At 45.3% G+C, this 13,595-nt stretch carries 10 protein-coding genes and 1 pseudogene; 7 read left to right on the plus strand and 4 right to left on the minus strand.

Annotated elements, in window-relative coordinates; genetic code table 11:
* Window positions 1–17 precede the first annotated feature (17 nt).
* The 3 genes from infB (at window position 18) to JHD69_RS10290 (ending at window position 4,970) form a co-directional block, all read left to right on the plus strand.
* Window positions 18–2,939: a translation initiation factor IF-2 gene (infB, locus tag JHD69_RS10280; protein WP_199139974.1), complete on the plus strand. Its 2,922-nt coding sequence runs from the start codon at window positions 18–20 to the stop codon at window positions 2,937–2,939.
* A 78-nt stretch (window positions 2,940–3,017) separates the two neighbouring features.
* Window positions 3,018–4,091: an acyltransferase family protein gene (locus tag JHD69_RS10285; protein WP_199139976.1), complete on the plus strand. Its 1,074-nt coding sequence runs from the start codon at window positions 3,018–3,020 to the stop codon at window positions 4,089–4,091.
* Window positions 4,092–4,103: 12 nt separating this feature from the next.
* On the plus strand, window positions 4,104–4,970 hold the full coding sequence (locus tag JHD69_RS10290) for an FkbM family methyltransferase (RefSeq protein ID WP_199139977.1): 867 nt from the start codon (window positions 4,104–4,106) through the stop codon (window positions 4,968–4,970).
* Between the two features lie 2 nt (window positions 4,971–4,972).
* Here the strand turns inward: JHD69_RS10290 and JHD69_RS10295 are convergent, their stop codons facing one another.
* Window positions 4,973–6,073 (minus strand): glycosyltransferase family 4 protein, encoded by a 1,101-nt coding sequence (locus JHD69_RS10295; protein WP_199139978.1) that lies wholly within the window; start codon window positions 6,071–6,073, stop codon window positions 4,973–4,975.
* A gap of 62 nt (window positions 6,074–6,135) precedes the next feature.
* Here JHD69_RS10295 and JHD69_RS10300 point away from each other — a divergent pair, with 62 nt between their 5' ends.
* On the plus strand, window positions 6,136–6,924 hold the full coding sequence (locus tag JHD69_RS10300; protein WP_199139979.1) for a glycosyltransferase family 2 protein: 789 nt from the start codon (window positions 6,136–6,138) through the stop codon (window positions 6,922–6,924).
* A 10-nt stretch (window positions 6,925–6,934) separates the two neighbouring features.
* On the plus strand, window positions 6,935–8,044 hold the full coding sequence (locus JHD69_RS10305; RefSeq protein ID WP_199139980.1) for a glycosyltransferase family 4 protein: 1,110 nt from the start codon (window positions 6,935–6,937) through the stop codon (window positions 8,042–8,044).
* Here JHD69_RS10305 and JHD69_RS10310 read toward each other — a convergent pair.
* Window positions 8,041–8,967, minus strand: coding sequence for a glycosyltransferase family 2 protein (locus tag JHD69_RS10310; RefSeq protein ID WP_199139981.1), 927 nt, complete (start codon window positions 8,965–8,967; stop codon window positions 8,041–8,043). The two genes, JHD69_RS10305 and JHD69_RS10310, sit on opposite strands and share 4 nt — an antisense overlap.
* A 6-nt stretch (window positions 8,968–8,973) precedes the next feature.
* On the minus strand, window positions 8,974–10,800 hold the full coding sequence (locus tag JHD69_RS10315; RefSeq protein WP_199139983.1) for an ABC transporter ATP-binding protein: 1,827 nt from the start codon (window positions 10,798–10,800) through the stop codon (window positions 8,974–8,976).
* A gap of 162 nt (window positions 10,801–10,962) precedes the next feature.
* Here JHD69_RS10315 and meaB point away from each other — a divergent pair, with 162 nt between their 5' ends.
* Window positions 10,963–11,862, plus strand: coding sequence for a methylmalonyl Co-A mutase-associated GTPase MeaB (gene meaB / locus JHD69_RS10320; protein ID WP_199139985.1), 900 nt, complete (start codon window positions 10,963–10,965; stop codon window positions 11,860–11,862).
* Here meaB and JHD69_RS10325 read toward each other — a convergent pair.
* Entirely contained in the window at window positions 11,849–13,138 is a 1,290-nt protein-coding gene (locus JHD69_RS10325; protein WP_199139987.1) for an aminopeptidase P family protein, read from the minus strand. The two genes, meaB and JHD69_RS10325, sit on opposite strands and share 14 nt — an antisense overlap.
* A gap of 171 nt (window positions 13,139–13,309) precedes the next feature.
* Here JHD69_RS10325 and JHD69_RS20965 point away from each other — a divergent pair.
* Window positions 13,310–13,595 (plus strand): annotated as a pseudogene (locus JHD69_RS20965) (hypothetical protein); the annotation flags it as partial.

Consider the following 13,595-nt stretch of genomic DNA (forward strand, 5'->3'; position numbering starts at 1 on the left):
AAAAAATAGGATAATAAATGTCAGACGATAAACCCATAATTTTATTTAAAGCAGCTAAGGAACTTAACATCGGAATTGCTACAGCCGTAGATTTTCTGGGTAAGAAGGGCTTTGCTGTGGAAAATAAGCCCACTACGAAACTTTCAAAAGATATGTATGATACCTTGTTGAAAGAGTTTCAGGGGGACAAAATCGTGAAAGAAGAAGCCAATCAGATAGTTATAGGTAAAATTCGTCGTGATGAACCCGAAGCAGCTGAGAGAGCTCCTGAGACGCCTAGAAAAAAACAAGATTTTGAAAACGAAGGTGTTTTAATCAAAAACCTTCATTCCTATACGCCTCCTGCAGAAAAACCTGTAGCAGAGAAGCCTGTTGAGGCTCCCAAAGAAGAACCAGCTCCGAAAGCAGAGCCTGTTGAAGAAGGCGCATTGCCAGGCGTTAAGATCGTAGGTAAAATAGACCTGAACGACCTTAACCCTAAAAACCGTGCACCTAAGGCCGCAGAGCCTGCTCCTGTAGTTGAAGAGAAAAAAGAAGCTCCAGTTGAGGCGCCTAAAGCCGAAGCACCGGTAACGCCAGCGCCAGTTCAGGAAGAAAAACCAGTAGAGGCTCCAAAAGCAGCGCCGAAAGTTGAGGTACAGCCTCCGGTTCAGCCGGCAGCTAAGCCAGTTGCACCAGAAGACGAAGTTATCAAAGCACGCTCGGTTAAATTGTCGGGGCCAAATATTATTGGCAAAATCGAATTGCCGGTAACACCTGACCGCAGAAACCAGCCTGTAGCCTCATCTGCTGATAGCGAAGCGGCTAAACGCAAGCGCAAACGCAAGAAAACCGTTGGCGGTAATCCAAATGCTCCTGGTCAGCCAGGAGGCCAGCCAGGCCAAGGACAACCGGGACAACCCCGCAATCCGAATGCGCCAGGTGGCAACAGGCCAGACTTTAGGAACAATTCTAACCACCAAGGCAACCGCTCTAATTTTAGAGGCAACAAGCCAGGAGGTCCGGTAACCCCTAAAGAAGAGCCAACAGAAAAAGAAATACAAGACCAGATTAAGGCAACCTTAGCCCGTTTGAGTGGCGCCGGTAAGTCGGGTAAATTTGCCCAACGTGCCAAATTACGTCGTCAGAAACGCGATGATGTAGCTTTGAATGCCGAAGAATTGGCAGCAGAAGAACAGTTGCAATCGAGGGTGTTAAAGGTTACCGAGTTTGTTACGGCAAACGAGTTGGCCAATATGATGGATGTACCGGTTACCAAAATTATTGGTACTTGTATGAGCTTGGGCATGTTCGTGTCGATCAATCAGCGTTTAGACGCGGAGACCCTGACCATTGTGGCCGATGAATTTGGCTACGAAATCCAGTTTGTAAAACCAGACGAAGAAGAGGATCGGGTAATTGAAGAAGAAGATGCACCAGAAGATTTAGTGTCGCGCGTACCAGTAGTAACCATTATGGGCCACGTTGACCACGGTAAAACTTCCTTGCTCGATTATATCCGTAAGGCAAATGTGGTAGCTGGCGAGGCTGGTGGTATTACGCAGCACATTGGTGCCTACAAAGTAACCACTAACTCGGGCAAACAAGTAACTTTCTTAGATACACCGGGTCACGAAGCGTTTACCGCCATGCGTGCCCGTGGTGCCAAAGTAGCCGATATTGCCATTATTGTAATCGCGGCGGATGATGCGGTGATGCCTCAAACCAAAGAGGCCATTAACCATGCCCAGGCCGCAGGCGTACCTTTGGTATTTGCCTTCACCAAAATTGATAAGCCAGGTGCCAACACCGACCGAATCAAGGAGCAGCTTTCTACCATGAACATCTTGGTTGAAGAGTGGGGCGGTAAATTCCAATCGCAGGAAATTTCAAGCAAAAGCGGCTTAAACGTCGATTTGCTGTTAGATAAAGTGTTGCTAGAAGCCGAGTTGCTAGAGTTGAAAGCCAATCCTAACAAACGCGCTACTGGTACCGTAATCGAGGCTACTTTAGACAAAGGCCGTGGTATTGTAACTACCGTTTTGGTACAAGGCGGTACCCTCAAAGTGGGAGATCCGATCTTGGCTGGTAGCTATAGCGGTAAGGTAAAAGCCTTGTTTAACGAGCGGGGCCAAAAAGTAGCCGAAGCGGGCCCATCAGTACCGGTACAGGTATTGGGTATGCAAGGCGCACCAACAGCCGGCGATCGTTTCAACGCGTTGGAAAGCGAAGTTGAAGCCAGGGAAATTGCCAACAAACGTTTACAATTGATGCGTGAGCAAGGCTTGCGTACGCAAAAACATATCACTTTAGATGAGATCGGTCGTCGTTTGGCTATCGGTAACTTTAAAGAACTGAACTTGATCGTTAAAGGCGACGTGGATGGTTCGATTGAGGCTTTGGCAGATTCGTTATTGAAACTTTCTACCGAAGAAATCCAGATCAACATCATCAGCAAAGCGGTGGGTCAGATTTCAGAATCAGACGTATTGCTGGCTTCGGCTTCAGATGCGATCATCGTTGGTTTCCAGGTACGTCCTTCGCCAGGCGCACGTAAGTTGGCCGAGCAAGAGCAGATCGATATCCGCTTGTACTCGATCATCTACGATGCCATCAACGAAATCAAAGCGGCGATGGAGGGTATGTTGGCCCCAGAATTCGAAGAGAAGATTGTGGCCAATGTGGAAATCAGAGAAACCTTCAAAATCACCAAAGTGGGCACCATTGCCGGCTGTATGGTGTTGGACGGCAAGATTTCGAGAAACAGCAAAATCCGCGTGGTTCGCGATGGTGTAGTTATCTATACCGGAGAGCTGGCTTCGCTAAAACGTTTCAAAGACGATGTGAAAGAAGTATCTAAAGGTTACGAGTGCGGTCTGAATATCCAAAACTTCAACAACATTGAAGTGGGCGATATCGTTGAAGCCTACGAACAAGTAGAAGTAAAACGCAAACTGTAACAATTCTACAGATTTAATAAATAAAGGAGCGATTTTTGTCGCTCCTTTTTAATTTAAGTCCATCATCTAAATTAGTTAATGTCAGACAACCTTATTTCGCAGCCTGCCAAGAAGAATTTTGATTTTATAGATTCCATTCGTTGCCTCTCTATGATGTGCATTGTATTTGAGCATGCCACCCACGTAGGGATTTATATTTTTCCGAGTGTTGATACCCAAAATATCGTATATATGTGTCTGGTACAGCTGGCCAAACTGGGCACCATTTCCTTTTTCATCCTGGCCGGTTTTCTGATCGGAAGCAATTTTACCAAGTACACGCCGCTCGAGTATTTTAAGCGCAGGCTTTCCAACACCTTTATCCCCTGGATCATCTGGTCGCTGGTATTTGTGTTTGCCATGACTTATAAATTCTACTTTATCAGGCACAATGATCCTGGCTTTGATTTGGGCCAAACCATTTCCGAATCTTTCATTACGGTATATTTTTATTCCAACTACTGGTTTATCATTAATTTTCTGATCTGCATCGGTGTGCTCTTGCTGTTTAGAAAGCACCTTTATTCGCTCTGGCTTGGCGCTATCCTGCTGCTGTTTACTTTAATTTATAGCGTTAATATCTATTTCAGCTGGTTTCCGCCCATGCATACCATGGCCATTTTTGGCTTTGTGTTTTTCTTGTGGCTGGGTGCGCAGCTCAATCAGCATTGGACGGCAGTTGCCAACTGGATCAACAGCATTCCAAACTGGATATGGGCCATTCTTTTTGTGCTCACATTTGCCCTGTCTGTTTATGAAACGATTAACCTTTATCAGCAGCACAATATAGACCCTTACAATACCCTGCGCTTTAGCAATATCCTTTATTCGCTGGTATGCATATTGATTTTGTTAAAAATCAGGGATTTTGGCTTTACCAAATACTTTAAGCCCAGAGAAACCACTTTCGGTATCTACCTGATCCACTACATCATTGTGTTTAATGTGCTGCCCGAAATCCTAAGGCCTTTCCACTTCCCCGAGCCTAAAGACATGTCTATATTTTTGATGGTTGCGCTATCGCTGCTAAGATTTATTATAGTATATTCGCTTACTTTTGGCCTGGTTGCTCTCCTTAACAAAACAAAACTGAAGTGGACTATTGGGCGTTAGTTAATCTATACTATGGGCTTAAGAACAATTCTCGGACTAAAAAAAGCTAAGAAACACGCGGCAGAAAAAATGGTTAAGGTAGGTAATTACAGCCTGCTGGCCGATCATGAGCACCGTATCCAACTGCACCTGGAGCAGTTCAAATATTACTCGAGAAATTTTTCGCGCATCGCTAAATACATCGAAAGCAAGTACCCAAGCTACCAGATTATAGATGTGGGCGCCAATATTGGCGATACCGTAGCCCTGCTGCGTACGGAAAACGTACAGCAGTTTGTGCACCTGATAGAAGGAGATCCGGTTTTTGTGGCCTTTCTAGAAAAAAACCTCCCCTTGTTTACCAATGTAAAAGCCTATGAAACATTTTTGGGCGAGGAGAGCATGGAGCAAACCATCGAGGTAGACAATACCAAGGGTACGGCCAAATTGAACGTAGGTTCAGGCACCCAGAAAATGGCTATCGTTAAACTCGATGATTTGGTGAAGCAGAACCAAATTGAAAACATCAAGCTGCTGAAAACGGATACCGATGGTTTTGACTTTAAAGTACTGCGAGGGTCTTTTGAAACCATTAAAAGAGACAAGCCTGTCTTGTTTTTTGAATATGATTCAGTTTTTCTGAAAGAGCAAAACGAAGACGGACTGGCCATTTTCGAAGACTTTGCCAACTTAGGCTACAAAACGGCGCTATATTACGATAATTATGGCAAGTTTGTGATATCGACCGCTATTGACAACAGGGCGCTCATTGCACAGCTTTATGCCTACATCAACAAAAAAGAAGGTGCCTATTTATACTACGATGTTTGTCTTTTCCATCAAGATGACGAAGATTTGGCCCAAGCCTGCATCCAAAAAGAAATGGAGTTTTATAACTAGCCTTAGCTTTTTTTCAGCAATGCTTTATAAACCTTCACGGTATTTTCTATACAGCGCTGCATGGTAAAATGTGTAAGCCTTTCTTGTCCTTTTGCCCTTAATTCATTGGCATAAAGAGTCTCCTTGATTATTTTTTCTACCGTGGTCAATATCGTATTTGCTTTTGTCGGGTCGAAGTAGGCAACTGCATCGCCACCAATTTCGGGCAGGCACGAAGCATGGCTGCAGGCAATGGGGCAATGGTTTCTGAAAGCCTCGAGCATGGGTAGGCCAAATCCCTCCTGCGACGATGGGTAAACAAATACCAACGCACGTTGGTAAAGCAGTTTAAGTTCTTCGTCGGTAGCATCCAGCTGTTGGCATTGCTTGCCAAGTTGCAGCTTTTCCAAAAGCTCTTTTTCCTCGGCCGTAAATGCTCCGCCCCCCGTACAAAGCAGCCTAAGGTCTTTGTTTTGATGCAATAACGGAGCCAATGCCTTAGCCATGGGGGCAAAGTTTTTATAATGGCTCCGGCCACCTACAAAAAGTATAAATCGTTCGGGTGTACTGATGTTGGCTTGGCTGGTTGGTTCTTCATGGGGCAGACCATGGTACACCACGCTGGTTTTGTTGGCATATTGGGGGTAAATACGCAAAATCTCGTTCAGCGTGTAGTTGGAAATGGCAATAATCGCTCCGGCTGCATCCATCATCTGCTTCTTTTTCGAGATCACCTCGGCGGCATCGGCAAACATTTCCGGACTGTTTTCATAAATCATGTCGTGCACGGTAACCACCATAGGCCTGCGGTTGTAGGCCAGCGAATAGGTATCGTAATAAGTGGCGTGAAAAATATCGTAATCGCCTTTTTTAAGCAGCGATTTGCTGTATTTTTTGTTCCAATAATAGCGCTTGTGGGTTTTTCGGAGGTACCACCTGCCCAATATCGTATTGAACGGCTGCCTTACGTTTCTGATGTAATAGTTTTTTACATAGAGCACCGCAATTTTTACGCGGAGCGATTGGTCTTTGTTCATCTCGCTGGCCAGGTTGGCAAAATACCTCGAAATGCCACCATAGCGCTGTTCGCTGAATATCTCGTGATCGAACAAAATCTTAATCATTCCTTTTTTTGGTTTTTATAGTCTATTTTTGGTGCGCGTGCCTATGGGCTAAAGATAGAAAAATGACGACAAACAAACCCAAAATATCCATTATTACCGTTAATTACAACAATGCCGATGGACTAAGGGAGACCATTAAATCGGTAATGGAGCAAAGCTACGATGCCATAGAATATATTGTGGTTGATGGTGCATCTACCGATGGGGGCGTTGAGGTTTTAGAATCCTTTAGGCCGAGCCTGGCACATGCCCTTAGCGAAAAAGATGCCGGCATTTATAACGCCATGAACAAAGGCATTAAGTTGGCCACAGGCGATTACCTGCTTTTTTTAAACAGTGGCGACAAACTGATTGGTCCCCGGATTATTGAAGAAGTGGTGGCGCAGGGCCTGCCAGCCGATTTGGTATATGGCGATTTGAAGTTCTTTGATGAGGTAAAAGCATGGACTTGGAATCTGCCTGACAAATTGACTTTTCGTTTTTTTTATGATTCTACCTTGCCACATCCGAGTACTTTCATCAGGAGGGAATTGTTCGACACGGTAGGCCTTTATGATGAGGAACTGAAAATAGCTTCCGATTGGAAGTTTTTTATGCTGGCCGTGGCCAGACATAACTGCAGCTATCGGCACATCGGCCTAATTGTTTCGGCTTATAATTTTGAGGGCATTAGTTCGAAGCCCGAAAATCAGCAGGCTATTCAAGTTGAGCGGTCTAAAGTATTGGCCGAAACCTTTCCCTTGTTTATTGCCGATTATGAGGAATTGGGGCAGTTGCAAAAGGAAATGAGAAAAATAAAGTACTTTTTGAAAATTCGAAAAGCCGTTAAAAAGATATTCAACTCCAAATAGAGCTTGCCCAATGAAGAAAAAAGTGCTATTGATTACACCAAGTTTAGACCGTACCGGATCGGAAATGCTGTTGTGGTACCTCATCAATAATTTGGATCCCCATCGATTTGAGCTTTATGTGTTCTCGTTGCGCAAGGGCGAGCTCTATCGCCAGCTTCCGGAAAAGATTGGCAAAAGCGCCGCCTATAGGGTAGGCAAATGGTATCACAAAGCTTTTAGGGGATTGCTTAAGTTGTTTGGTGCAGAACCCATCGCTTATCAGCTTAAACAGATCCAAAAACGATTCAAAGCCGATTTATGGTATGCCAACACCATTCTTATTCCGCAGGCGCCACCGGCCGCCAAAGCCGTTGGGGTTAAAATGGCTACTCATTTCCACGAGTTTATGTATGCCTATGGCTTCATCAAATCGGGCGCTTTTAAAGACATTGTTGAGCATTCGGATGCACTGGTTGGTTGTTCGCCTTTGGTATGCGAAAAACTGAAAGCCTTGGGCCATCCCAAAGTACTGTTGCAGAACAGTTTTATCGATGCACAAAAAATCAAGCCCGATGCGCAAAGGGTAGCCGCGCTTAGGCAACAACAAGGCTTAGCCGAAACCGATTTCGTTTGGCTTATTTCGGGATCTATGGCCTACATGAAAGGCCTGGATATGGTATTGGCCATTGCCGAACATTTTAAGAAACAGCCAGTAAAAATAATCTGGGTGGGTGGCGATTTGCACAACGGACTGGATTATTACGTGAAAACAGTGGTGGCGAAGCAGAATTGCCAAAACCTTATTTTTACCGGAGCCATTGCCGCAGATTATTACAATTATTTTGCCTTGGCCAATGCCTATTTGTCGCTTTCGAGAGAAGAATGTTTGTCGCTGGCCATGCTCGAAGCGGCCAGTTTGGGCAAACCGATTGTATGCTTCGATACCGGCATTGCCAAAACTTTTGTAAAAGAAGGTATGGGCTTGGTTGTGGATAGCTTTAACGTGGCCGATATGATCAAGGCAATGGAAGCCTTTAGGCAAACCCCAAGCCATAGCGCACAGTTGCTTAAAGAGGCGGCTGCGGTTTATACGGTCGAGCAACAGCTGCCCAAATTCGAACAGCTTTTGGCCAATATTTAAGCCAACAACTGTTTGAGTTTATAGCCCCAGGCATATTTGAGCAAGAAATTAAACTTGCTCAGCTTCGATTTCTTTTGGATAAACAGGAGCTTGTCTTGATGCCTGTACATGAAAAAGAATAATGCAAACGAAAAATAGGCATTCATTCGCCGTTCGGTTAGCTTGAGCAGCCTGCTTTTAAATGATTGGAAATTATTGTGCGCATAGGCTTCAAAAACCTGTATGCGCTTATATTCTTTCTCGATCTGCAACAAGGCGTTCCGCTTTTTAGCCTGTCCCCTGTCTAGCCTTAGTATATTGGTGTTGGCTTGGGTGTGTTGGCGGTATTTGACCAAGCAATCGTTTACAAAGCCAACGTTGCCGTTGCAGGCCGCCATATAAACAATCCACCAGTCGTGGAAACTGTTGGTGTCGAAAGCGCTGAAAAAGGCGACTAGTTCTTTCTTAAACAACATGGCGTGTCCCGAAACGCAATTTTCCATCAAGAATACCCGCGAATCGTTGCCGGCATAAAAATTCCTGATATCGCTCATTTTGCGACCCATGCTTTCGCCAGCTTCGGTAATAAATCCGGAGTTGTGGTATAGCAACAAATTGTCTTTGATTTCGGCGGCCATGAAGCTGATTTTGTGCAGCTCCCAAATATCGTCTTGGTCGGCCAGGGCAATCAATTCTCCTTGGCAAAGCGAAATAGCCTTTTCAAAATTCCTGATGTAGCCTAGGTTTTGTTCGTTTTGGTAAACCTTAAAAAATGGATAGCGAGCCTCGTAAGCCCTTAAAATATCCATGGTGTTGTCTTTAGAGCCATCATCGAGCACCACAACCTCCAGGTTTGGATAATCTTGTCCAACCAGCGTGTCGAGCTGTTCGGCCAGGTATTTTTCGCCGTTATAGGTGCACAAGGCAATAGAGACCAGCTGCATCGGCCGTTAATCGTTAAAGGTTTGCATATCGATCAATCGCTTGTACAAGCCGTTGTGGGCCATCAGTTCCTGGTGGGTGCCGCTTTCGGCAATCTGCCCCTTGTCTATCACCACAATTTTATCGGCCTGTTGGATGGTGCTTAAACGGTGCGCAATAACAATCGAGGTTCTGTTCTGCATCAGGTTGTTCAAGGCCTCCTGAACCAGCTTTTCCGATTCGGTATCGAGCGCAGAAGTCGCTTCGTCCAGCAGCATGATCGGCGGGTTGGCCAATACGGCCCTGGCAATGCAGATGCGTTGCCTTTGGCCCCCAGAAAGCCTGTTGCCCCTGTCGCCAACGGTCGATTGATAGCCCTGATCCGTATTTAAAATGAATTCGTGCGCATTGGCAATTTTGGCGGCGGCCATCACTTCCTCTTCGGTAGCGTTGGGTTTGCCAAAGGCGATGTTGTTGAATATGGTGTCGTTAAACAAAAACGATTCTTGGTTAACCGTACCCATTTGCGCCCTGATGCTTTCTACGGTCAGGTCTTGGTAGGGGTGGCCGTCTATTTTGATTACCCCTGATTTAGGGTCATGAAAACGAGGGATCAAATCCATCAGCGTGCTTTTCCCCCCACCCGAAGGACCCACCAAGGCCAGGGTTTTTCCTTTGTCGATGCTCAGGTTGATGTGGTTGAGCACCTGTTTTTCGCCGTAGCTGAACGATACGTTTTCCAGCACAATGGCATCGCTAAATTGACCCAGGGTTTTGGCATCGGGCTTATTGGTAAGCTCGGGTTTGGTATCGATGAGGTCGAGTACCCTCTCGCCGGCAGATATACCCGAATGAATGCCGCTGAACGAATCGGTCAATGCCTTAATCGGTTGCATAATCTGTGAAAAAGTGGCAATGTAAACCACAAACTTATCCGGGCTCAATTCGCCTTGTCCGCTCAATATCATGGTGCCGCCATACAACAAAATGAACACGACTACCAAAACGCCCAAGGTTTGCGAAACCGGTGAAGCCAATTGCTGCCTGCGCACCATTTTACGGTTCAGGAAAGAATAGAACTTGTTTTCTTCGTTAAACTTGTCTTTTGTTCTTTCGGTAGCATTAAAGGCCTTGATAATTTTGATGCCGCTCAAAGCCTCGTCTAAAAAGCCGATCATTTTGGCGAAAGATTCGTGCGCCTGTGTAGCCTGCTGCTTTAGGCGTTTTACAATTTTGCTGATGATAAAACCCGAAACCGGAATTACCAACAAAGAAAAAAGCGTGAGCTTAACCGAGATAGAAAGCAATACCCCCACCCAAAATATCAATTGCAAGGGCTCCTTAAAAACAACCTGTAGCGTGTTGGTTACGGTAAATTGCACCACTTGCACATCTGAAGCTACCTTAGAAATCACATCGCCTTTGCGTTCGTTGTTAAAATAGCCGACATGCAGGTTCATCACGTTGTCAAAAACCGCTTTTCTGAAGTTTAATAAAGTGTGCACCCTCAGGTCTTCCATATAACGCTGCGAAAAATAGCGGAAGAAGTTGGACAAGAACACCGTAACCGCAATAGCCAGGCTGATCAGTTTCAAGGCGTACACGCCATCGTGCTGTGTAATTATTTGATGGATATAGTCGCTGAACTTTCCTACAATGTCGATTGCCGACCTGTCGCTTACCACTTTGATGAGGCCGCTTTTGCCTTTTGGCAAGAATAAGGCGGTCATCAATGGACCCAGCAAAGTAAACAACAAGGTATTGAAAATAGTGGCAAACAAGGTTGCGATGATATAGGGAATCGCAAATTTTTCGATTGGCTTTGCGAAGGATAATAATCTGAAATAGGTTTTCATCTAAATATATAAAGGATACAAAGTTACATTTTTTGTTCTTTGTTTAAGATGGCTGGTTTTTTAAGCCCGTAATATTACATGGTACAAACGGAAGGCATCAACCTAAAGTATAGCGAGGCAGAATTGATAAAAATATGTTTCTTTGTAAAGAATAGTTAGCCCATGAATTCGTATTTGAAGCTTAAGGAAGGTATAGAAAAAGGAGATTTCAGGATATTGGCCAGGGCCTTAACCCTGGTAGAGAACAATATTGAGCCATCTTTAGCCTTGCTCAAGGCCATTCGGGTTAAAAACGAAGTTCCGGTTTTGGGCATTACCGGCCCTCCGGGCGCGGGCAAGAGCACATTAGTTAATGCCATAACGGCACATTTTGCAGGTCAAGGCAAAAAGGTAGCCATTTTGGCCGTAGATCCTACCTCGCCATTTAATTTTGGCTCGTTGCTGGGCGATCGGATCAGGATGGTGCAACAGTTCAATAACCCCAATGTGTTTATCCGCTCTATCGCCACCCGTGGCGCCTTGGGTGGCATCTCTGTCAAAACGCTGGAGATGGTAGATGTGATGCGGTCGGCTAACTTCGACCTGATTTTGGTGGAAACCGTAGGCGTTGGCCAATCGGAAGTGGAAATTGCTGGCCTTGCCGATAAAACGCTGGTGGTGCTCGTACCCGAATCGGGCGACGAAATACAACACATCAAATCTGGATTGATGGAAATTGCGCAGGGCTTTGTGGTTAATAAGGCCGATAGAGAGGGAGCCGATATGTTTGCCAACAAATTGAAGAAGCTCGTAAGCCAGCAGCACCAGGATATTCCGGTTTTTAAAACGGTGGCCGACAAAAACGAAGGCCTGGCCAGCTTGTGCAAGTGGATTGCCAAAACAGACAAAATCAACAACGAGCGCCGTAATTTTCTAATGGCCGAAAAAGCTTTTCAGCTGATCCAGCATCGCCGGATGCTGGATATCGATAAAACAAAGCTCCGTCAGGCAGTTGACGAAGCTTTGCTAAGATCAGATTTTAATATTTACCAATTTGCCGAAGCTTGGCCTAAGCATTCATAAGCGCCTCGATTTCTTCGACCGCAATCGGAATATTGGCCATCAGGTCAATGTTGCCGCCTTCGGTAATCAGGATATCGTTTTCTAGCCTTACGCCAAAACCTTCTTCCGGGATATAGATGCCCGGTTCGCAAGTGAGGATATTGCCCACGGCAAAGGGCGTATATCTGCCCGCAAAGTCGTGCACATCAATGCCCAGGTGATGGGAAGTGCCGTGCATGAAATATTTTTTGTAGGCCGGATAAGCCGGGTTTTGGTTTTTAACCTCTGCGGCAGTAATGAGTTTGAGCTTCAGCAGCTGTTCGGTCATGATTTCGCCAACCTGTTCGTGATAGGTATTCCATACTGCGCCGGCAATCATCAGTTTTTTGGCTTCGTGCATCACATGCAATACGGCATTATATACCTCTTTCTGGCGGGTGGTGAAACGGCCGTTTACCGGAATGGTACGGGTAAGGTCGGCATTATAGTTGCCGTATTCGGCGCCAAAATCCATTAAAATCAGTTCGCCGTCTTTACAGGTTTGGTTATTGTCGGTATAATGCAGGATGTTGGCGTTTTGTCCGGCTGCAATGATGGGCGAATAGGCATGTCCAGTGGCGCGTTGCCTGATAAACTCATGGATAATTTCGGCTTCAATTTCATATTCCGTTACGCCTGGCTTTACAAATTGGAGCACCCTTAAAAAGGCATCGCGGGTAATATCGCAGGCTTTTTGGGTCAACTCTACTTCTATGGGCGATTTGATGGCCCGAAGTTGGCGCAACAAAGGCGCGGCGCGTTCAAACTGATGAAGTGGATAGTTTTGGCGAAGCTGTTCGATAAACCTGATGTCGCGGTAGCTCACGGTGTGCAGGTAACGGTCGTTTTCGTTAAGGTTCAGGTAAACATGGTCGGCATAGTTGATAATGCTGTGCAGGATGTTTTCGAAATCGGCCAACCAGTAAATGGCGGTGATGCCAGAAGTCTGACTTGCTTGGTCTTTGGTATATTTATGGCCTTCCCAAACCTTAATGTGGTCATTTGTCTGTCTTAAAAACAGGACTTCTCTGTATTGAGGATTAGGACAGTCGGGATAAATCAATAAAATGGATTGTTCCTGATCAATACCAGAAAGGTAAAAAAGATCGGCGTTTTGCTTAAATTGAAAATTTTGGTCGCCGCTTCTGGGAAATTCGTTATTCGACTGAAATATAGCTATTGAATTGTTTTTCAGCAGTTTACGGAAATTTTTTCTGTTTTCGACGAACAATGAGTTGTTTATTTGGTGATACTTCATACAATTACTGATTTGAATTGGGGTGCTTCGTCCAAATGTAATAAAATACAAACATTTTAAGAAGTTTGGAACGGAGTTTGCATGGTGTTTTGAGATTATAAAAATTTGTTTAATTTTGTATTGCAAAAAATTATACAATTAATATTTGTTTAACCTTAAAAAAGAAAAATTATGAATTATTCTACTTTAAAGAAAGGTGTTGCGGCCTCTTTAGTAGCATTATTGGGAGTAACAACTCTTGCTAGTGCTCAGGATGCTCCTGCATCATCTTCTGCCAAAGTGTTTGGTGGAAGAGGACAGTACAGAACCTGTCTCTTATACACATCTGACGCTGCCGACGAACCACGACATGTGTTGGTGTCGGTGGGGGGGGGGTGGTTGAAAAGGGGGGGGGGGGGGGGGGGGGGGGGGGGGGGGGGGGGGGGGGGGGGGGGGGGGGGGGGGGGGGGGGGGGGGG

It is taken from the genome of Pedobacter sp. ASV12 (assembly GCF_016429155.1).
In the GTDB taxonomy this organism is placed as follows: Bacteria; Bacteroidota; Bacteroidia; order Sphingobacteriales; family Sphingobacteriaceae; genus Pedobacter.

Coding starts and splice junctions, on each gene's coding strand:
- infB (WP_199139974.1), top strand. CDS start 18: ATGTCAGACGATAAACCCATAATTTTATTTAAAGCAGCTAAGGAACTT.
- JHD69_RS10285 (WP_199139976.1), top strand. CDS start 3,018: ATGTCAGACAACCTTATTTCGCAGCCTGCCAAGAAGAATTTTGATTTT.
- JHD69_RS10290 (WP_199139977.1), top strand. CDS start 4,104: ATGGGCTTAAGAACAATTCTCGGACTAAAAAAAGCTAAGAAACACGCG.
- JHD69_RS10295 (WP_199139978.1), bottom strand. CDS start 6,073: ATGATTAAGATTTTGTTCGATCACGAGATATTCAGCGAACAGCGCTAT.
- JHD69_RS10300 (WP_199139979.1), top strand. CDS start 6,136: ATGACGACAAACAAACCCAAAATATCCATTATTACCGTTAATTACAAC.
- JHD69_RS10305 (WP_199139980.1), top strand. CDS start 6,935: ATGAAGAAAAAAGTGCTATTGATTACACCAAGTTTAGACCGTACCGGA.
- JHD69_RS10310 (WP_199139981.1), bottom strand. CDS start 8,967: ATGCAGCTGGTCTCTATTGCCTTGTGCACCTATAACGGCGAAAAATAC.
- JHD69_RS10315 (WP_199139983.1), bottom strand. CDS start 10,800: ATGAAAACCTATTTCAGATTATTATCCTTCGCAAAGCCAATCGAAAAA.
- meaB (WP_199139985.1), top strand. CDS start 10,963: ATGAATTCGTATTTGAAGCTTAAGGAAGGTATAGAAAAAGGAGATTTC.
- JHD69_RS10325 (WP_199139987.1), bottom strand. CDS start 13,138: ATGAAGTATCACCAAATAAACAACTCATTGTTCGTCGAAAACAGAAAA.